Below are 20087 nucleotides of genomic sequence, written 5' to 3'. Positions count from 1 at the left end.
AATGATACTATATTGGTTGATGCAAGTCAACTTATCAACCAATATTGTGAGAAAAGATTCTTTTGGATACAGGCATGGCAACCATTCTGTCGGATTGGCTACAGTTCACCTAGTTTGGATACCGAAACGCCGCAAACCAGTATTAAAGGGAGATATCAAATTAAGACTAGCAACAATTTTAGAATCAGTTGCAACAGATAGGGGATGGATTATCAAGGCTAAAGAGATTGCTTCAGACCATGTTCATTTGTTGGTTGAGTATGATGAGCAAACGCCTATTTGTGAGGTTGTCAAAGCGTTTAAAGGTAGAAGTTCTAAGTTTTTAAGAGATGAATTTCCAGATCTTAAAAAGCTACCATCTCTGTGGACTCGCAGCTATTTTTATGACACAAGTGGTAAAGTTAGCACGGCGAAAGTTCTTGCCTATATCAACGATACTCACCATGAGCGACATTGAAAGTCTTGGGATTCTGACGGCGGCTAAAGCCGCACGCGAAAGCTTTTCCACCTCGTTTTGAAAAACGGGGCTACCAAGCTCCCGCTCATTTAGCGTGTATCTAGCTTTGTTCACTACCAGCAATTCTCAAAGGTGAAAACCCTCGATTCTCCATAGGGAGAGGTTCGCGGGAACGGCTCCGATCTAGTTTTTAAAAATAAAACTGTTGAAATCCGCATTTTGTCGTCAATAACCGGACGGCGATTCTCCAGGGGAGAGGCTCCGCCAACGAAGTAGGGGTAATTCATGAGTTACCCCTACTAAAATAGTGCAAAAGTTTTAAAATGAGAATTGCTGGTTAACTACTGGGTAGAAATTGGCTCTATTCTCTACCCAGTAGTTAGAGGCTGCGAGAACCACGATTGAAGCTGTCTAGAATCCAAAAGACGACTGAGTACAGCAATAATCCTAGCAACGTTCCAGAAATACAGCCAATTAGCGATCTGACAAATACATCGGCAGGGGTTTCACCCACCACATGATTTATCTCTATCGCCACATGTGCTAGCCCCAAAGCACAGCAGCCAATACCCACAGTTACGACACTTCGCCAATTAGGAGTTAATGTCTCGATTTGGGGACGAGTCCTACTCTGAGCGGCTGCACCAAAGAGCCAGATAAATAGCCACAATAATAGAGCACCAACTCCGATAATTCCACTTGTATATTGAAGCAACTGATAAATTGCGACAGACCCCATCTTAGGCCGAATCGCAGTTAAGTTAACGACTAACCAGCCATTTGAATAAGTAAGAGAATCGAAAATCAGATGGCTGGCTGCCCCGATCGCAATTGAGATAGTAATATTGAGAAGATGCGAAATTCGCAAAGGAAAGTAACTTTTTGGCGGTGGGAACTTACGGGATAATTTTTCGGGCAGAAAAGCCAAAAATGGGCACGCCAAAACGTACCGAATGACTAGTAAGCTGACGATCGAATAAGGCAGCCCTTGAATCAATATACCCGACCAAGTATGTCCGACCGTTTTAATCGGGTGCAATGTCAGGAAATAGTCAATATCAGGCATCATCGACCCGACAAAGAGGCTAGGCAAATCTAGTTTTCGATTCGAGCCAAACCAAATTGGTGCTGTGGCAATGGGATGGGCTAAGGTAAACGGCATATACAATCCGATCTGTATGTGAATAGAGATCGGCTGATTTAATTACTCACTTTTTGGTAAGATCCAAAATCGATAAACCAGATACAGGATAATGCCAAAGATGGAGAGGGTAATCAGAGAAGTTATTAGTTGAAAAACGGTTTTGATCAATGTCAGACTCAATAATCCGCCACCAGCGATCGCCAGTAGTTTACCACTAGCTGGAATACCATTAAACCAGGTGAGAAACTGTTGATACCCTCCTTGGATTCCCTTTAGCCCCAAGCTGGGGAGATCGACATCAATTTGGTTTAGGGGCTGAGATGATGCGGCGGCTCGTTCGAGATTACTCTTCAAATCTCGAATGCGGCTCTGCCAATCTTGTGGTTGTGGGGATGTCATAGGAGGGAGGAGGGGTGTGTGTGGTGCGGGGAATGTAGCTGTAACACTGTAGTAGGGAGTGTGGGGCAAACGCCCCATTCACTATCCCTTAAAACCTAAAGCCTAAAGCCTAATGCCTAATCCTTGATTACTTCAACGGCGATGACATCGATCGTGTCTGGTGGAGTATCGCGGACTAATTGACCTCGATCGACTTTAAGTATTTCACCACAGTTGGTACACTGAATTTCGCTACCATTGATACCTTGCAGGGGATTGCTACAAACTGGACATTCAGCTTCGACGATACTGCGGCGCAACCACCAGAAGAAGCCCAAAAATCCGACAATGGGGGTAATAATCGCCAATCCAATAATAACTAGGGCTGATTTTACTAACCATCCTAATCCTAGACTACCCAGTAAAAGGCAGATTGCCACAATTGTCAGCCAGGATTGAAATCGAGGTAAATTAACTTGAAATAGGTTAGGGCTGTTGTTATTCACTCAAGGTAGCTCCATAGAACTGGAAGCCTCGTCTTTTGGGATTGAGGATGGTTCCAACCTCTATTTTATCAGGAATGTCTGTCTGTTACCATTCATGTATGAAACGGTACTGCCAGTAATGGTAACAATGCGACGATCGACCATGCCCACGACCGCAAATTATATCCTGGGAGCGTGTCAATTCTCTCGTTGACCCTTGGTCTGCCTTCGGCAATCGCCTGTAGTTGTCGATCGAGATCGTCAGATATCTCCAAAAGTGCTTCAATGCGTTGGTTTAGCCGATCTACTGGGGCAACCTGACTAAAAGCGGTACACAAGTTTTCGGTAAAAACTGATGTGTTGTGGACGACGAGGAGCAAGGCTTCGGCTACTAATAATGGATCGGTTTGCACTGATGCCCATCGATCGGCGCGAAGCTCTCTTAATAGTAAGAGTTCTTGCCACATCGCTTCGGTTTGAGGCAACCAAGTGGTAATCTGCCGAATCCAGCCCAACCAGAAAAAACACCAGGTATCGCGGTAGTGATAATGCGCCTGTTCGTGGGCTAAAACAGCCTCTAGATGCTCTGTGGCTAAGGTATCGATCGAGCAAGTGGTGATAACTAATTCTGGCTTCCAGAAGCCAATTTGGGCGGTGTAGAAAGTCGGTAGATCGAGGATGCGGACTGTTTTACCGCTCAGTTCGGTGGTGGGATAAGTGCGAACTTGTTGGAGCATGTTCCGGCCAGATCGAGCTAATTTGAGTAGGTAAAATCCAGCAAATCCCAAAAATCCGATCGCCAGATCGTAGCTTACCCAGTCATTTCCCACCCAAACCATCCGTCCGTGTGGCCCCATCCAGATGATGGCGATCGCACTAGTAAATAATAGCAGTGGTGGTAATAGAAATATTGCGAGTGTCCGATCCCACCGCTGGCTCCAGGTATTTTGGTTAGCTTCCGTCCAACTGTACCGCAGTCCCCAAGCTAATGCGAAGATCGTCAATAGTACAATTAGGTGCATTACTTGCCCTCCTTGGCAGTGCGGATGGCTTTGAGTCGTTGAGCGATCGATTCTATTTGCTCTATGCTCGATCGATCCAGACTATCGGCAAAGGCTGCTACTATGTCTGGATTTCCGACGGCTAAAAATTGCTGTAACTGTTCGTAAGCTTGAATCGCCTGAGCTTCGGGGGCTGATACGAGCGGGTACCAAATAAAACTGCGTTCTTGCTTATCGCATCTGAGCCAACCTTTCTGAGTCAGGCGATTAAGAACGGTCGTGACAGAAGTATAGGCTAATTCTCGATCGGGATCGCTAAGGATGCGATCGTGAATATCTTTAACGGTGGCTGATTCTAGTTCCCACACAATCTTGAGAATTTCCGTCTCTAATGGCCCCAGTGAAAGGTTTTTGGGGCGGTGGCTAGGCAAAGGAACCATGATATTTTGGGCGATCTTCCCTTTAAGATTAACTTCTTTCGATCCCGAAGAAACTCTTTAGAAATCGCAAGTTCGACACGTTGTCGTTGGCTAATCGCTCGATTCAGTTGTTAGATTGGAGATAGTTGTAAAAAAACTTATAGATTCTTATTAGATCGCCACAAGTTCTATCTACCTACATTTTTTATGACATCGATCCAAGATCGCAATAATCTAGTCGTTATTTCCAAGCCTGTAAACCCCAGTCCCGAACTGCTTCCAATCGATCGACCGGATAGTGCTGCTCAGATCTGGCTCTACTCTGGGATCTTTTGGATGTCAGTGACGATGCTCATCGGTGTTGTGGAAGCGGTGAAACTGTTCTATCCAGAATTTTTGCAGGGTGTGCCAGCACTGGCTTATGGTCGGCTGCGTCCGGTGCATATTAACATCGGTCTGTTCGGCTTTATGAGCATGGGCTATTTGGGCGCGACATTTTATATGGTGCCGCGTTTGACGCAAACACCGCTATTTTCCGAGCGGTTGGGTTCGCTCACAGCCTGGTTTTGGAACTTCAATTTGCTGGCGGGCTGTCTGGGAATTATGATGGGCTTCAGCAAGGGGAAGGAGTATACCGAGATTCCGTTTCCATTTGATATGACGATCGGCATTCTGGTAATTGCGATCGCGGGTAACTTATTCTCTACAATTACATTACGACAGGAACGGCGGGTGTATGTGTCGTTGTGGTATATTCTGCTAGCAATTATTCCGTTCCCGATTTATTACACTTTGGGCAATGCATCTAAATTTAGTGGCATTGAAGACGCGATTATCAATTGGTTTTACAGTCACAATCTATTTGGAATCTGGCTGACTACTCTGGGTTTAGCCACCTTATACTACATCGTCCCCAAGCAGGTCGGTAAGCCGCTGTACAGCCACACGATCTCATTTGTTGGATTTTGGACATTAGCGGCTTTTTATCCCTGGAATGGCGGACATCACGTCATCTGGGGGCCAGTTCCGATGTGGGTAATGACGGCTTCAGTGACGGCTTCGATCGCGATGTTTATTCCGACATGTGCGACGATGATCAATTTCGGTGGTACCGCTTGGGGTACTTGGGCGATTATGAAGCGGGATATTGGCTATCGATTTAGTCTACTGGCTTACGCCTGCTATGTCGGTGCATCCCTGTGGGGCACGGTTTTGGCCGTGATGTCGCTCAATGCTAAACTCCATTTTACCAACATGACGATCGCCCACGTTCATCTCGGCTTTTTGGGCTTTGGTGTACCTGGTGTGATTGCTTTTACTTACTTTTATCTAGAACGCTCGCTCAAGCTCAAATACTCCCGCAATCTCGCTGAATGGCATTTCTGGTTAACAATGATCGGGATTTTCGGCTATGTAGTTTCGATGGGAATTAGTGGCTGGATTGAGGGTTCAGCATGGGAAGCAGGCGGTTCGCCCCAGAGTACCATGCTCGACAAGTATCCCTATCATGTCGCCCGTGCGATTAGCGGCTTAATCGTATTGGTGGGACAGTTTCTATTCGTTGGAAATGTGTATAAAACAGTGAATTACCCGATCGATCTCCCCGCAATTACCCCCGATTCTCTTCAAAAGTCAGGTGTCAAATCATGAGATATATTAGCGTTTTTCCGATCGTCGTCATCTTATCCTTCCTCTTTGGATCTGCCTTCACTGGACTGGTAATTGCGCCTGGAGTGGCTTCAGATATCGTTCGCGCTCCCAGCGTGGGCTTAGTTGCTTACTCACCCACCGAAGCACACGGGCGCAAAATTTATGCCCGTGAAGGCTGCGTTTACTGTCACTCCCAACAAGTCCGCAACGTCAAAGCCGATGAAAATCTTGTCGCCGCATTTGGCGTATCCAAAGCTGGCGACTACTTCTATGACTTGCCCCATATGCTCGGAACCTCCCGCCAGGGGCCAGATCTATCTAACGAGGGGCGAGTATGGCGGCGAGAAATTGGCGCACCCGCACGAGATTATCTGATCGGACATTTCATCAATCCCCGTCAGTACAATCCCAATTCGATCATGCCCGCCTTCGACTATTTATCTACCCAAGAATTGTCGGATTTAACCGATTACATCCAATCTTTGGGAGCATGGAAGGATAGTATCAAAGTAGCAGAGGCTTCGTTATGAATGGGATTGTTGGTCTATATTTAGGCATGACAGCAGATCCAGCCAAACATGCTCAGATGGGTAGCTGGTTTGGAATTGGTGATGGTGTCGTGATTATGTGGTCGCTAGTTTGGGTGTTATTGCCGATCGGGATTTTAGCATTACTATCATTAGTTTGGGCTGCTAAAAACGGTCAGTTTAAGGATGCCCAAGAAATCGCCGAACGCCAATTAAATATCGAAGATTAAGAACAGATCCCCGACTTCTTGGAGAAGTCGGGGATCTGAATCAAACCTAACAACCACAAATAAATGAAAATCCTAGTTGCAGCCGACATTTCCCCTACCGCAGTCCAGATCTGTGAATTCCTGCAAAACTACCTTAAACCCCACACCACAGATATCCCCGAAGTAACCATTCTCCACGTCTACGAACCAGAACTAGACTACACCGAAGAAGCTCCAACTAAAAATCGGCAAGCTGTACCCACCAGCGAACATGAACTTCGTCATATTTTCCAACCATTAGCCACCACCTGTAAATTGGAATATGTCGTAGTCAATCAAGCACTCGGCGATACCATTCTCAAATACGCGGCTAAAGTCGATTTAGTGGTGATGGGGCGACGTAGACGGGGACAGATGCTAGAAATGATGACAGGGAGTTTGAGCCAGTTCGTATTGCATCGTGCATCGTGTCCCGTACTAATCGTACCAGAACCGACGACGCGCCAGTTAGCATATAAAATGCTGCAAATGGAAGCTGCCCAGCCCACAATTATGCTACCTGAATCATTAGCACGATTGAAGGTATTAATTGGAGTTGCTCAAGCCGATGGGAATATCGATCTGCAAGAAAGATTGTGGCTAGAATCGAATGTTCAACAGGCAAAATTCCCAGCGGGAATAGTTTGGGAAACACTGTTGACGGAACCCGTTAATTTAGCTCAAGAGCTAGGACAAATAACCGATCCAGTTCAACAAGAATTGACTTATTATGCTGCTTATTTACTCGCAAATACTGACGGTAAATATCATCCCACCGAACAACAGGCGATCGATCTAATTGCCGCAACATTTAACTTGACATCTGAAAAAGTAGAACAGTTGCAAGAATTGGTAAATCGAGTTGCAAATTTCCAAAATATTGCCAAGGGTGAATCGATTTCCGATCCCACCCAACGATCTACAATTATCGAAGAAAAAATTCTTCGCTATGCGATGGCTACAGCCGTGCTGGGGGCAGATCCATCGCCGTTATCGGGTTCCTATACCCAGTCGGCAGCATTGGGGCTACAGATGATTCTGATTGCCGAAATTGCCGATATTTACGGGGCAGTGGACTTTGCAGTTAAACCATTTTTTGAGGAAATGGTAGGCAGTTTGGGATTAGTTAGTGCGTGGTTGATGGCGTTGGATCTAACGAAATTAGTACCCAAAGTTGGTGCTAGTTTGGGAGCTGCTGACGCATTTACAGCGACTTGGGCGATGGGACAAACGACAGTTGTTTATTTTGAAGCAGCTTATTCTCAACCAGAAGTAAGATTAGACTCGATCTCACTGCGCCAATTATTCAAACAAAATCGCAAATCTGCCGAAGCCATTTACGATCTCCATGAACTGACGATCGAATCTCAAAAACGAGAAAACGCTACTCAGATTAAATTACTCACAGAAGCTGTGAAAACTGGAAAAATGCCGACAGATAGCTATCAAAAACGCCTGCAACAGCTTCTTTTAACTATCCAGCATCCTCAACTTAACTTATTATAAATATCCCAGTCCGCGAAGGCAGATTTTGCACCACTAGCAGTTTTAACCGCTCGGAATGCAAAGTCCGCCTTCGCGGACTCAGATCTAACTGAATATAAAGAGATGTTTGACAGCCTGTCTTTTGACAAACCCCACATACTCAACCACAATAACACTGAGGAATTTCCCACTCGCCTGTTTCAGAATTTGACACTTTTTGGCTACTTGATGGTTGCGAAGCAAGACAGAAGATCCTGTGATAGGTTTTGGCGTAAGTCCTAAATCTTTCAAAAGGGTATGACTATATTGAACCGACAACTTAACTGGATTGTGACTACTACAGGTGGACTATTTAGCATCTTTCTAACAATCGCATCTCCAAACTTAATACTATTAGAAAACCACGGCGCGAATGCAAGTATATCTAAGATTGCGAGTCCAACGATCGATAGTCCGAATTATCTCATTACCGCTAGGAAAAAGAAACGACTCAAGCCAAAAGTTAGATCGACAGCAACTCCAACTCAAGTAGAATCACTAGATCTCACTCAAACGCCCCCACCACCGCTAATAAGCCCAGCAGTCCCAAATTCACCCGATCCAGTTCCTCCAACTCCCTCTACCGCAGCAGAACCAGAACTCAGTGTTGATGTTACTGGCGAGAGAAGAATTAATTTACCAAAATCATCGCCAATTCACACGATCGATAGCACTCAAATTCAGAAACAAGGGGCAAAAAGTGTCGCTGATGCATTAAAGAATTTACCTGGATTTGCGATTAATGATGTTGGTTACGGTGCAGATATTCACACCGGAACTTATTATCGTGGGGCATCGACGAACCAATTTATTATCTTACTAAATGGTCGATCGATCGGGACAAATGTCAATACTTATCACGGCGCAACGGATCTAAATAGTATTCCGGTGGATTCGATCGATCGGATCGAATTGTCCAGTGGAGCGAGTAATATTATCTATGGTTCCGAAACTTTTGGTGGTGTGGTCAATATTATTACCAAATCTTATCATGGCACACCCCAGACTAATATATCAGCAGAATTAGGCTCCTATGGTCGGCAGAATTATCGGGCCAGTTATACTGGTGGAGATCGTAAAGTAAACTATCGAATTGGGATCGAAAAATATCTAATCGACAATAATTATAGTGTCCCCGTTGGTGCGGCTAACCGCGATCCGGTGACGGGTAAACTTTCCAATGCTGATACTGATACTATTAGTTATACTGGCAATATTTCGGTAGCAATTAGCGATCGCAACCAACTCGATTTTGACGTTACTAAAATCGCCAGTCGGCGGGGTTTAGTCTACTTTGGGTTTCCCCTTCAACGTGACAGATTAAACCATGATGCGCTAAACTTAGGACTGAATTGGCGGTCTCAATTAACCGAAGACCAAAGTTCGATTCTCAATACTACCATTAGTTATAACCAAGATTATTTTAATACATTTGGGCCGAGCGGTACCAATAATCGCACGGGCATACTCGATACCAAAGCTGTAACTGGAAAAATAGATCATACCTGGAAAAACACACCGACAAATACTCTCCGCTGGGGTGGCGAACTGCAAAGTCGTCAACTAAATGGCTCATCAATTAGTACCGTTCCCGCTCGGATTGTATTTAATGATGTTGAAAATCGTAGCGTCTTTAATACCGCCCTATTTGCTGTCGATACCTGGAAAATTAGCGACAAAGTTGCCGTAGATTTAGGTGTCCGTCAAAATTTTAATAGTCAATTCGGTAATTATCTCAATCCTAGTCTCGGCTCTCGGTGGGAAATCGATCCAGCTTTCGCTCTCCGCGCATCGGTAACTGGCGCACAGCGAAATCCTGGGCTAGACCAATTATATCTATACGATACCGTGCATGGTTGGTTTCCCAACCCCGATCTCAAACCAGAAACAGGTGCAAATTGGACGGCTGGATTCGATCTCGCATTGAGCAATACATCTACAGGTACGATTACCTACTTCGGGAGTAATCTCAACAATCGCCTCGCTACCCAAGCAATTAACCCGACGACGACTCAATGGGCAAATATCGGACGAGTGGCTACCAATGGATTGGAAGTTGGAGTCAAGCAACAACTAACGCCCCAATGGTCTACTTTTTTGAATTATACCTACACTGATGCCAAAATTCAGACGGGTGTAGAAAGTGGTTTACAATTAGCTCTGGTGCCTTTTTCTGTCGCTCAACTGGGCATTGGTTATGCAAATCAAGGTTGGGAAGTCAATCTGCTCACAAATTATAATAGTGGAACCCGTCGTGTGTTCTTTAATAATCCTGGACAAACCAGTACCAACTTTGTCCCATCCTTTCTTAATTTAGATCTGAGCGCACGGGTACCGATTAGTGAGAATATCGGACTAAATTTCTATGTCGAGAATCTTGCTGATGTTCAATACGAAAAAGTAAATCGGATTTACAGCCCAGGTAGAACTTTTCGAGCAGGAGTTTCAGCGAATTTTTAGTTGTGATTTCATTGTGGGGGCAATTCATGAATTGTCTCTACTACCATTAATACCGACCGGAGCACATCCGCTATTTCACCTACCGCGTATACACAAGTCTATTAGACTTCTTTTGGAGATCTAAATCCCCCAATCCCCTTAAAAAGGGGGCTAAGATTCGGTCAAAGTCCCCCTTTTTAAGGGGGATTTCTAGGGTTTTCGCTTTTATCCAGACTTGTGTATACACGGTAGCTATTTCACTGGAGATTTTACGTCTGGTGCAAGATGTGAGTAGTCTATTTTAATTACGATTGCTAAAATAGCAATATAGTCAGCATAGGTCAGAAGTTAATGCAAGCAGAATACCGCCAACGTCGGGAACAGTTCATGTCCAAAATTGGCAATGGCACGGCAATTGTCGGGAGTGCAACCATGGCTGTGATGCACAATGATGTTGAATATGTCTATCGTCAAGACAGTGACTTTTATTACCTGACTGGATTCAACGAACCTAATGCTGTTGCTGTCATTGCCCCCCATCACGACGAACACAAATTTATCCTGTTCGTTCAACCCAAGGAACGGGAAAAGGAAATTTGGACGGGATATCGTGTCGGTGTCGATGCTGCTAAAGAAAAATATGGTGCAGACGAAGCCTACCTCATTAGCGAACTCGATGAAAAGCTGCCCCAATATCTAGAGAAAGGGGACAAAATTTACTACCACATGGGGCGCGATGAAAAGCTCAACAACAAAGTCATTACCCATTGGCAACGACTGCTCCGTTCCTATGGTAAACGCGGTACGGGGCCGATCTCGATCGAAGATCCATTCCTCACGCTCCATCCCCTGCGGATGATTAAAAGTCCCGCCGAACTGGACTTAATGCGCCAATCTGCCCATGTTGCTGCACTCGCCCACGCAAGCGCCCGCGAGCTTGCCAAACCAGGTGTCAACGAATACGAAATTGAAGCCGAAATCGAATATATCTTCCGCAAAAATGGAACAATGGGAGTAGCATATCCCTCGATCGTTGCAACTGGCGCGAACGCTTGTATTCTACACTACATAGAAAACAACAGCGAACTGAAAGATGGCGATTTACTCCTCATCGATGCAGGTTGCTCAGTCGGCTATTACAACTCCGATGTTACTCGTACCTTCCCCGTCAACGGCAAATTTACCACCGAACAAAAAATTATCTACGAACTAGTCCTTGACGCGCAAATGGCGAGTATCGAGCAAGTCAAACCAGGTACCACCTGGAAGGATTTCCACCATACATCTGTCCAGATCATCACCGAAGGCTTAGTCAATCTCGAACTCCTGTCGGGTGATGTCAATACCCTGATTGAAGAAGAAAAATATAAAAACTTTTACATGCACGGTACTGGACATTGGCTGGGTTTAGATGTTCACGACGCAGGCATCTACATGCACGGTGCCGAAACCTGGTACCAATTCCAACCAGGTAATATCATCACCGTCGAACCAGGCATCTATATCTCCCCCGATATCGAACCCGCCGAAGGACAACCCATAATTGACGATTGTTGGAAAGGTATCGGTGTCCGCATCGAAGATGATGTCCTCGTCACCGCCACCGGAAATGAAGTCCTCACCGCCGCTATTCCTAAATTTGTGGAAGATTTGGAATTCTAATTACTCAAGTTGCTAGTAATCTTGGGCGTAAATTAAAGAGACTATTTCGGGCTTCGGGATTCGGGAGTACGAAACGAAAATATTAGTAATAAGTGTGGATCTGAGGGTACCCTTTACCCTTTTCCCCTTCCCCTTACTTCACTATTCAATTTAGCTGTACACTAGCTTAACTGATGTACGATCGATTAAATTTCAAAAAAAATAGCAACCGAGATCGATTACCAATTTGGGAACGGATCGACCTCAAACGTCCGCTTAAAGCACGGTGTTCGAGTTGTCGGCTACCAATTCAACCTAATTGGCGAATTTGCCCTCAATGCGGGGCAAATTTAAACAACCGACAACCTAAGTATCCTCATTGCATTTGGGTAAATGCTTGCTGGGTAGATGTCGATCCTCAAACTGAATCGATGTTATTAGAAATACTAGAAGATGTCTTTGCCAAAGTTTTTAGTGCGTTTAGAAGTATTAATGTTTTCCTAACTTCTGAACCACCAGATCCCCAACAGTGGGGCGAAAGATTTACACATATTGGCTTGATCGTCGATCGAGAACCTGTCGATTATTTAGGTATTGCCAGCTTTCGTCAAGGTGGGGTAACAGATCGAGCGATCGTTCGCTTAGACCAAATTCTTAATACTTCCGAACGCGCTCATTTATCGTCTGGTCAATTATCAAATTTGATGGCAAATACGATCGCTCATGAAGTCGCTCATACATTAGGACTAGATCATTCTGAATTACCCGCAGATGTGATGAATGACGGCTTAGATCATCGCATTCATAGTCTGATGCCGCCGTCATTTCATGCCGAACAAATTACCCAAATGAATTATGCTATTCACCAACATCAGGCAACTCTTCTGTCGAGTCTTCCCGCTGCGAAAATCCCCAAGCAAAAATAAGTCCAATAATCGCGACTGTTAACATTTCAGGAATCTCTAGCTCGGGGAATGATGCTCTGACTAGAAGCTTGAGTCCAACTAATCCAACGGTAATATAACCAGCATCTTCGAGATGTGTATACTCATCCAACCAGCGAATAAATAATCCTGCCATAAATCGTAGAATAATAATCCCAATTGTGGCACCACTAATGACTAACCAAGTATCAGTAGATACGGCAATTGCGGTCGCAACACTATCTAAAGAAAAAGCTAAATCGGTAATCGCAATTGTTGGAACTGCTTGCCAAACACTAGTGAACTTTGGCCCATGATGTTCGCCATCTTCATCTGTCTTGGAACTAAAGTACTGAAATACTAACCAGAGTAAATAAGCAGCACCTAAAACCTGAAATTGCCAGTAGCGCACTACCCAAGTAGCCGCTAAAATCAATGTCATCCGCAGGATATATGCAAGGATCAAGCCGATATTCAATGCCTGACGGCGTAATTTATCATCGGCTAATCCTTGGGAAATAGAAGCTAGTGCAACCGCGTTATCAGCCGATAATACGGCTTCCAAGGCAACCAGCACTAGCAGCAGCATGGGTGTTGATGTACCAACTGCTAATGGAGCATCGAGTAATTTGTCAATCATCAGATCGTTAACGACTTAAATTAGGGATTAGGGATTAGGGATTAGGCATTAGGGTTTAGGGGAATGCCCTTGCGGGGAAATTAAATTCCTAATGTTTGGTAAATCGTACTATTGAAAGAACTATGTATTTATAATACCCGCATAGAATATCTAAACTTACTTATTGCCCAATTTAAAACGACAGGATACCAATCTCTATCTCATTCCTTGAGATCGATAGTTTGCGATCGATCGAACATCATAGTTATCTAATATCTTAGCAAATCTCGATCGGCTCGCAAAATAAACTAGCCCCGCAGTGCTGACATCACCAACGCTGGGAGATTTCTCCAAGTCGGGTAGGCTTCATATTTGAGTAGCTTACGAGCCATACCCAGGGTATTTTTGTGAGTGGCAAACCAGACGGGAGTTGGGAAGATCCGAAATGGTGCGTAGACGACTGATTTTTGGGGATGGTCGAATAAATAACTATTGTGGGCGAAACCGATGCCCGAACCAATATCGGCGAGAGTATTACCAGGATAAGCACCCCAGCTTGTGGAACCAAAGTAGAATAACATTGCCGACCAGAGATTGACCCCGATCGCGCCATACTTGAGATTAGCAATCGCACTGTCTAGTTCTCGATGATCTTTTTTCTGAGTTTGGCTGTCGATTAGAACTGTACAGGAGAGCGTGCCCCAAACTTGCTCGTTCGCAAAATCTACTGCTTTGGTGAGAAAATCCGGTGCGGTGTCGGCATCGATCTCAACTTCTGCCAACACCCCACAAAATGCTTCCTCAGTTAGGGCATATTCGCCCGCTACGGGGGGTAAATCGGGAATTATCGTCCACGGTACGATCTCTGGGGTGCGCGTCCCTAGGGCTTGGGATTGGGGGTATTTGTCGAGAAATGCTTGATATCGCGCTTGGGCACCTGGATAGTAGGCGATTCGCGGGGGAATTGCGGCTAATTCTTGACGGACGGCGGCTAAAAATTCGGTTTGTTGCGCCCAACCAGATGCGGTAACGAGTACTTGTCCTGAGGCACAATTAAAGCTAGCATTATGGGCGATCGTACTGGCAACTTGACGGGCTTGAAAGGTCAGATCGGATTTAGACCATTTACCTGGGACGACTAAAATCGGGGTGACGCAGCCGAGTTCGGAGGTAATTGGTTTGGTTAAACGGGGATTATTAGCTGCTTTGCGTTCCTGCTGTTCGCTTGCTGTTGCGCCCCAAACGATCGCATCGTGGGTGCGATGGGAGCCAGTAATATGAATTGTCTCGATCTGTGGGTGTTGACACAGATATTCCCCGACTTCTGCACCACCGTAGGCAATATGCAGGAAGCCAGCCTGAATTAATGGCTCGAATGCTTGGGCGATATACGTTCCCACATAAGCATTCACCGGATTCATCTTGACGATCGCGACTTGATTTTCGGTAAATAGTTTGGATAGCACATCCATCGCGACGATCGCCGAGATATTTCCCGCACCCAGAATTAGGGTAACTTTACTAGCTGTCGGTTTGCGATAGATTCGTGCTTGAGTTGAAGCAGTGCAAGATTTTAGCCACACTTGGCCACGGTACCCTAAGTATAACAGTCGATCGAGCGAATTTGATGGAATTACCTCGGCAACAAATTGCCCATCCTCCCGTTGCCAAATATTGGGCGGGGAAAGTTGTCCATTCGCCTGGAGACTGGTCATCAGCAGGCGGATATTCCGCACGGTCGAAATCGGCCCAGCAATCCATTCTTCTCCCGCTAGGGTCGATCGAGAGTCGATCCCTTTTGCCTGACATGCGGCAATCGCCCAATCTTCGGCAACTGCAAGGGTGCGATCGAGACAGGTTTGGAGATATGCTAACCGTTGAGGAATGCTCGTTTGCGCCCATTTATCTCGATGAGTGTGGAGACTGGTAATGGCTCGATCGATCTCGTCGAAGTTGGTAGTTGATTGCGACGTGGGGATAGTACTAGTCATTTCGATTTTAGATTTTGGATTTTGTGGCTGACGATCGAATCTACAGTCGAACAAATTACGCTAGGATCGTTATACATCAAAATTGTCGCTCAATGCCTCAACCACTCGCCACCCGTGGATCGATCGATTCAGTAATTACCCCATTTAATCATCGACTGGACTCAGCCCTAACTAAAAAACCAGTAACGATCCTGCAAGTGAATCTGGGTAAACGTTGCAATCTGGCTTGTAGCCATTGCCATGTGGATGCTAGCCCCCATCGTACCGAGGAAATGTCATCAGCGGTGGTCGATCGAGTTATCGAAACAATTTATACATTTCCCCAACTAAAAACTGTCGATCTCACAGGCGGTGCGCCGGAAATGCTCAATGGATTTAAACCTATTCTAGAAGCAGCCGTCGCCACTGGTAAACAGGTTATCGTTCGGTCTAATTTAACCATTTATTTTGTTCCTGGTTACGATGATATCCCTGAATATTGTGCCCAAAATCGAGTCCGGATTGTGGCTTCCTTACCTTGCTATCTGGCTGATAATGTCGATAAAATGCGCGGACAGGGAGTTTTCGATGATTCGATTAAGGCGTTACAATGGTTGAATCGGCTCGGCTATGGTCGCGACCCTAGTTTACAGATAGATTTAGTATACAACCCACCGATTCCAACATCGACAGATTTTAGATTGACTCCCGACCAAGTAGCTCTCGAACGGGATTATAAAAAGTTCCTCCTAGAACATTTTGATGTTTGCTTTAATAGTCTATTTACGATTACCAATTTACCAATCGGTCGAACTAAATTTCAACTAGAACATCACCAGCTTCACCAACCTTATCTTCAGTTTTTAGAGTCTAATTATAATTCCACCACCGTACCTCAATTAATGTGTCGCGACCAACTATCGATCGATTATCTCGGCAGCGTTTACGACTGTGATTTCAATCAGATGGCAAATCTCCCCGCTACAACTCCCACGGGTGAAATATTAACGATCGACAAACTATTAGCAGCAGGTACTCTAGATTTAATTGGTGAAATTCAAACCGAAACTTACTGCTATGGGTGTACGGCTGGATGTGGTTCTAGTTGTGGTGGAGCTTTAATATCATAGGTTTTTGATTTGATTAAAATCTATTCAGAGCAAAACCATTTATAATATGACAAGGCTATTATATTCATAATAGTAATCTAACTTAAAAATAGATCGAACTTTAAAAATATCTCGTTAATTTTCCCCAGGCACTTAGAAACGAAATGAAGCAGTATTCTCCACTCACAATCGTTGCTTATATTATGGGGCCGATGCTGATTATCATCAGCCATATCGGATCGCTGCTTGTGCTAATGACTGGCTTATCATGGGGATCTGCTCTATGGATCGTATTTTTATACCTGATCAGGATGCTGGCAACAACGGGCATTTACCATCGACTACTCACCCACAAAAGCTATCAAGCTCCAGCCTTGGTGCTATGGGTAGGTAGTATTGTGGCCGCATCGGCGGGTCATATGGGGCCAAACTGGTGGAAAGCGCATCATCTGGCTCATCATCAACATGCCGACCGAGATTTAGATCCCCATTCTCCCTATACTCCAGATCGGGGGATGAAAGGATTTTATTGGTCTCAAGCGGGTTGGCTGTTATCCTCACGGTTTTTTCCTGCCAAGCTGCCGATCGATGCTGAAAGTGATGTAGTATTAAAGACGATCGATCGATTGCACTTCGTCCCCGTGCTGGCACTAGCAGCGATCTCCTATTCGATGGGTGGGATTGAATATCTCGGTGCTTTTTTCCTCAGCACAACTCTACTATTTCATGGCGTGCAAACCGTTAACTCTCTGAGCCATCTTGTGGGCGAGCAACCCTTTGTCACTGATGACCACAGTCGCAATAATGGGTTTGTGGCATTTATAACTCTGGGTGAAGGCTGGCACAATCTCCATCATGCCTTTTCGTCATCTAGTCGGCATGGCATCACAATTCGCGCTGGAAGGGTTGTCTATCTTCCCGATCCCACATTTAGCTTCATTAAAATGCTGGAGTTTTTGAAGTTAGCCTCAAAGCTCCGAGTTCCGTCTGAAACGGCTCTGCTATCGCGGGCAAAAAACCGCGACTTAGAACAATCAGAGCTGCCAGCCGCCGTAGAAACATCCCTAAATTCTTAACTATTGAAAATTCAACAGGTTGATATACTAAATAATGAGCCTCAAGTCAGTAAGTTGGAAAAAATCTTTTTGGCTGATTGGTACCCCCAACTTTTGATTAGATAAATGTTTTTGTGAGAGCGGTTAGCTGACTAGTCCTCTAAGCACCGGAGAAACTAAAATGACTTCTAAACACGTATTTCCAGCCGTGCAGAAATATGTCCCCATCATGGGAGATATGACTGTGAAAGCCCCGATCGCCTACAAAGCGACACGAATCATGGCTAGTGTTTTCAATGCGACTCAAATGGCATTAGCTGAAGCCTATATTAACGGTTTAGAAATACCAGATTCGGTGTTTCGATCGATATTTCACACATCGATGCCGATTTTATTTCAACATGCGCCAGGGTTAGTTGCTCCCTATGAATGGGTGTTAGAAGAATCCAATCGGTTTGCTGAATCTTCACGAGAACTGATGAAGATTCAATATGATTTACCCCAAGCAATGCTGAATCAAATGTTGGGAGATTGGCCAATTATCTATCCTAAATACAGTATGGGATTGTGGGAGCGTGGAGCTACCGATTTAGAAATATCCCAAATGCACATGATCGACCAGGTAATTGAGCGATTAGGCATCGCTGATGGCGACCATATTTTAGATTTTGGCTGTGGCTGGGGATGTGTGCCCAATTACATTATGTCAAAGTTCCCTAATGTCCGCTTTACTGGGCTGAATTTAAGTCATCAACAGTGCGAGTACATGCGGCTCAAAATGCAAGATCCAGAGAGTTATCTGAGTTCAGGTCGATTCACACTGCATGAAGGCGATTTGAATGAGGTGCAGTTTGCCGAAAAGTTTGATAAAATTCTCTCGATCGGCGTGTTTTGTCATGTTGGCAATCTGACCGATACTTTCCAAAAGTTAGCCTCTTTTCTCAAAAGTGATGGTAAGGTATTCATTCATATTATTACTGCGCGGATTCCGAATAATATGTCGTCCGGCTTTACTCACAAGTACATTTTTCCTCACGGTCGCTACTGGAATTATGATGCGATACCCAGTTATAACCGCGATCTGAAAACTGTCGATCGGTGGTACCTGAATGGCATGAATTATCACAAAACAATGACAGCCTGGTTAGAGAGATTTGATGCTTCTCAATCGAGTGTCAAATCTCTCGACTATGGGATGGATTACGCCAAGTTCCGGCGAATCTGGCGGTTCTATTTACTGATGTTGGGGACAATTTTTGCGACTTGTGATGGTGAATACAATGGGAATGGTCAATATCTCATGACTCATGCATGATCGGTAATATTCTATATTTATCCAACCATTTCCTCTGTCCGATCGCCGAATCTATGCCTATATTTGCGTGAAGTGCATCGATGATTAACTCCGAAACTACGTTAATTATTTTCACGCGCTATCCCACTCCAGGAGCGGTAAAAACCCGATTGATTCCTGCAGTGGGAGCCGCAGGTGCGGCAATGTTGCATCGTCAAATGACCGAAAATACCCTGTGTCAAGCGCGAAAACTAAATCGACGAATTGAGATTCATTTTGATGGTAGCGATAGCCAGCAGATGGCCGATTGGCTGGGTACAGATTTAGTTTATCAGTCTCAAGGGGCAGGGGATTTGGGGGTGCGGATGGATCGATCGATCTCATCTGCTTGTCAGGAAGGAGATAAGCAAGTCATCCTCATCGGTACGGATTGTCCCGAATTAACGACAGAGATCCTGGCGCAAGCATTTGAACTGTTGCTCGATCGAGATCTCGTGTTAGGCGCAGCACTAGATGGAGGTTATTATTTAATTGGGATACGTCATCCGCAGCCAGCATTATTTGTCGATATCGATTGGGGTACCGATCGAGTATTGCAGCAAACGATCGACATTGCCCAGCAATTGAATTTATCGATTGGATATTTACCTAAATTAGCCGATATCGATCGACCAGAAGACTTACCATTATTAACACAGTTAGGATTAGAAACCAAAATCTCGATCGTTATTCCCGCGCTGAATGAGGCGGGGACAATCGCCAAAGTGTTAGCAGGTATTCATTCCCTCCCAAATGTCGAAATAATTCTGGTAGATGGAGGTTCAAGCGATGACACAGTATCGATTTCAACAGAATTAGGCGTGAAGGTAATCTCTGCTGATAAGGGACGCGCTCGGCAAATGAATGTCGGAGCTAAGGCAGCAACGGGCGAAATCCTGCTGTTTCTCCATGCGGATACATTTTTGCCATTCGGCTTCGAGACGATGGTTCGATCGACCTTACAGCCATGTCTGAGAGAAGAAAAACATGACCGCGTACTGACAAGTTTGCTGGACTTCGTTCTAGGTTGGTTTACCCCCCCAACCCCCCCTTATAAAGGGGGGGCTTTCGCTCCCTCCCCTTGGAAAGGGGAGGGCTGTGGAGGTGTAAAAGACTACGCAAAAACTCAAACAGATTCGTCGGTACGAGATCGTCCCATCGCTGG

19 protein-coding genes are annotated in these 20087 nt (G+C 45.1%); 12 read left to right on the top strand and 7 right to left on the bottom strand.

From position 1 onward, the window contains the following. Window positions 1-19: 19 nt before the first annotated feature. Window positions 20-457: an IS200/IS605 family transposase gene (gene tnpA / locus RMO55_RS10565; RefSeq protein ID WP_310426372.1), complete on the top strand. Its 438-nt coding sequence runs from the start codon at window positions 20-22 to the stop codon at window positions 455-457. Between the two features lie 379 nt (window positions 458-836). Here the strand turns inward: tnpA and RMO55_RS10560 are convergent, their stop codons facing one another. From RMO55_RS10560 to RMO55_RS10540, 5 genes are all read right to left on the bottom strand, one after another. Further along, window positions 837-1619 carry a DUF4184 family protein gene (locus RMO55_RS10560; RefSeq protein WP_310426371.1) on the bottom strand — a complete coding sequence of 261 codons (783 nt, stop codon included), beginning with the start codon at window positions 1617-1619 and terminating at the stop codon, window positions 837-839. 42 nt (window positions 1620-1661) lie between these two features. Then, on the bottom strand, window positions 1662-2000 hold the full coding sequence (locus RMO55_RS10555) for a hypothetical protein (protein ID WP_310426369.1): 339 nt from the start codon (window positions 1998-2000) through the stop codon (window positions 1662-1664). A 116-nt stretch (window positions 2001-2116) separates the two neighbouring features. Beyond that, window positions 2117-2485, bottom strand: coding sequence for a hypothetical protein (locus tag RMO55_RS10550; protein ID WP_310426368.1), 369 nt, complete (start codon window positions 2483-2485; stop codon window positions 2117-2119). Window positions 2486-2577: 92 nt separating this feature from the next. Beyond that, entirely contained in the window at window positions 2578-3486 is a 909-nt protein-coding gene (locus RMO55_RS10545; RefSeq protein ID WP_310426366.1) for a M56 family metallopeptidase, read from the bottom strand. Continuing rightward, window positions 3486-3905, bottom strand: coding sequence for a BlaI/MecI/CopY family transcriptional regulator (locus RMO55_RS10540; RefSeq protein WP_310426365.1), 420 nt, complete (start codon window positions 3903-3905; stop codon window positions 3486-3488). The genes RMO55_RS10545 and RMO55_RS10540 overlap by 1 nt, the downstream gene beginning before the upstream one ends. Window positions 3906-4091: 186 nt before the next feature. Between RMO55_RS10540 and RMO55_RS10535 the strand changes: the two genes are divergently transcribed. From RMO55_RS10535 to RMO55_RS10505, 7 genes are all read left to right on the top strand, one after another. Then, window positions 4092-5534, top strand: coding sequence for a cbb3-type cytochrome c oxidase subunit I (locus RMO55_RS10535; RefSeq protein ID WP_310426364.1), 1443 nt, complete (start codon window positions 4092-4094; stop codon window positions 5532-5534). Further along, a complete protein-coding gene (locus RMO55_RS10530; RefSeq protein ID WP_310426363.1) occupies window positions 5531-6064 on the top strand; it encodes a cbb3-type cytochrome c oxidase subunit II in 534 nt (177 codons plus the stop codon). The genes RMO55_RS10535 and RMO55_RS10530 overlap by 4 nt, the downstream gene beginning before the upstream one ends. Further along, window positions 6061-6291: a cbb3-type cytochrome oxidase assembly protein CcoS gene (gene ccoS / locus RMO55_RS10525; protein ID WP_310426361.1), complete on the top strand. Its 231-nt coding sequence runs from the start codon at window positions 6061-6063 to the stop codon at window positions 6289-6291. Before RMO55_RS10530 ends, ccoS begins: the two co-directional genes overlap by 4 nt. A 63-nt stretch (window positions 6292-6354) precedes the next feature. Beyond that, window positions 6355-7815 (top strand): DUF533 domain-containing protein, encoded by a 1461-nt coding sequence (locus tag RMO55_RS10520; RefSeq protein ID WP_310426359.1) that lies wholly within the window; start codon window positions 6355-6357, stop codon window positions 7813-7815. 276 nt (window positions 7816-8091) lie between these two features. Beyond that, window positions 8092-10293, top strand: a complete 2202-nt coding sequence (locus RMO55_RS10515; protein ID WP_310426357.1) for a TonB-dependent receptor domain-containing protein — start codon at window positions 8092-8094, stop codon at window positions 10291-10293. A 330-nt stretch (window positions 10294-10623) separates the two neighbouring features. Next, window positions 10624-11934 carry an aminopeptidase P N-terminal domain-containing protein gene (locus RMO55_RS10510; RefSeq protein ID WP_310426356.1) on the top strand — a complete coding sequence of 437 codons (1311 nt, stop codon included), beginning with the start codon at window positions 10624-10626 and terminating at the stop codon, window positions 11932-11934. 173 nt (window positions 11935-12107) lie between these two features. Continuing rightward, window positions 12108-12839 carry a zinc-dependent metalloprotease family protein gene (locus tag RMO55_RS10505; protein WP_310426353.1) on the top strand — a complete coding sequence of 244 codons (732 nt, stop codon included), beginning with the start codon at window positions 12108-12110 and terminating at the stop codon, window positions 12837-12839. Here the strand turns inward: RMO55_RS10505 and RMO55_RS10500 are convergent. Together RMO55_RS10500 and RMO55_RS10495 are read right to left on the bottom strand one after the other, a co-directional pair. Beyond that, a complete protein-coding gene (locus RMO55_RS10500) occupies window positions 12772-13476 on the bottom strand; it encodes a DUF475 domain-containing protein (protein ID WP_310426351.1) in 705 nt (234 codons plus the stop codon). The two genes, RMO55_RS10505 and RMO55_RS10500, sit on opposite strands and share 68 nt — an antisense overlap. 287 nt (window positions 13477-13763) lie before the next feature. After that, entirely contained in the window at window positions 13764-15446 is a 1683-nt protein-coding gene (locus RMO55_RS10495) for an aldehyde dehydrogenase family protein (protein WP_310426349.1), read from the bottom strand. A gap of 92 nt (window positions 15447-15538) precedes the next feature. Between RMO55_RS10495 and arsS the strand changes: the two genes are divergently transcribed. From arsS to RMO55_RS10475, 4 genes are all read left to right on the top strand, one after another. Further along, window positions 15539-16555 carry an arsenosugar biosynthesis radical SAM (seleno)protein ArsS gene (gene arsS, locus RMO55_RS10490; protein WP_310426347.1) on the top strand — a complete coding sequence of 339 codons (1017 nt, stop codon included), beginning with the start codon at window positions 15539-15541 and terminating at the stop codon, window positions 16553-16555. Between the two features lie 143 nt (window positions 16556-16698). Continuing rightward, window positions 16699-17610 carry an acyl-CoA desaturase gene (locus tag RMO55_RS10485; RefSeq protein ID WP_310426345.1) on the top strand — a complete coding sequence of 304 codons (912 nt, stop codon included), beginning with the start codon at window positions 16699-16701 and terminating at the stop codon, window positions 17608-17610. A 160-nt stretch (window positions 17611-17770) separates the two neighbouring features. Continuing rightward, window positions 17771-18904, top strand: coding sequence for a class I SAM-dependent methyltransferase (locus tag RMO55_RS10480; RefSeq protein WP_310426343.1), 1134 nt, complete (start codon window positions 17771-17773; stop codon window positions 18902-18904). 80 nt (window positions 18905-18984) lie between these two features. Further along, on the top strand, window positions 18985-20087 hold a 1103-nt coding region (locus RMO55_RS10475; RefSeq protein ID WP_310426341.1), incomplete at its 3' end, for a TIGR04282 family arsenosugar biosynthesis glycosyltransferase.

Origin of the sequence: Chamaesiphon sp. VAR_48_metabat_135_sub, from assembly GCF_031418915.1 — a bacterium.
In the GTDB taxonomy this organism is placed as follows: Bacteria; Cyanobacteriota; Cyanobacteriia; order Cyanobacteriales; family Chamaesiphonaceae; genus Chamaesiphon.
The sequence above is the reverse complement of the archived record's forward strand: the minus strand, read 5'-3'. Positions and strand labels throughout refer to the sequence as shown.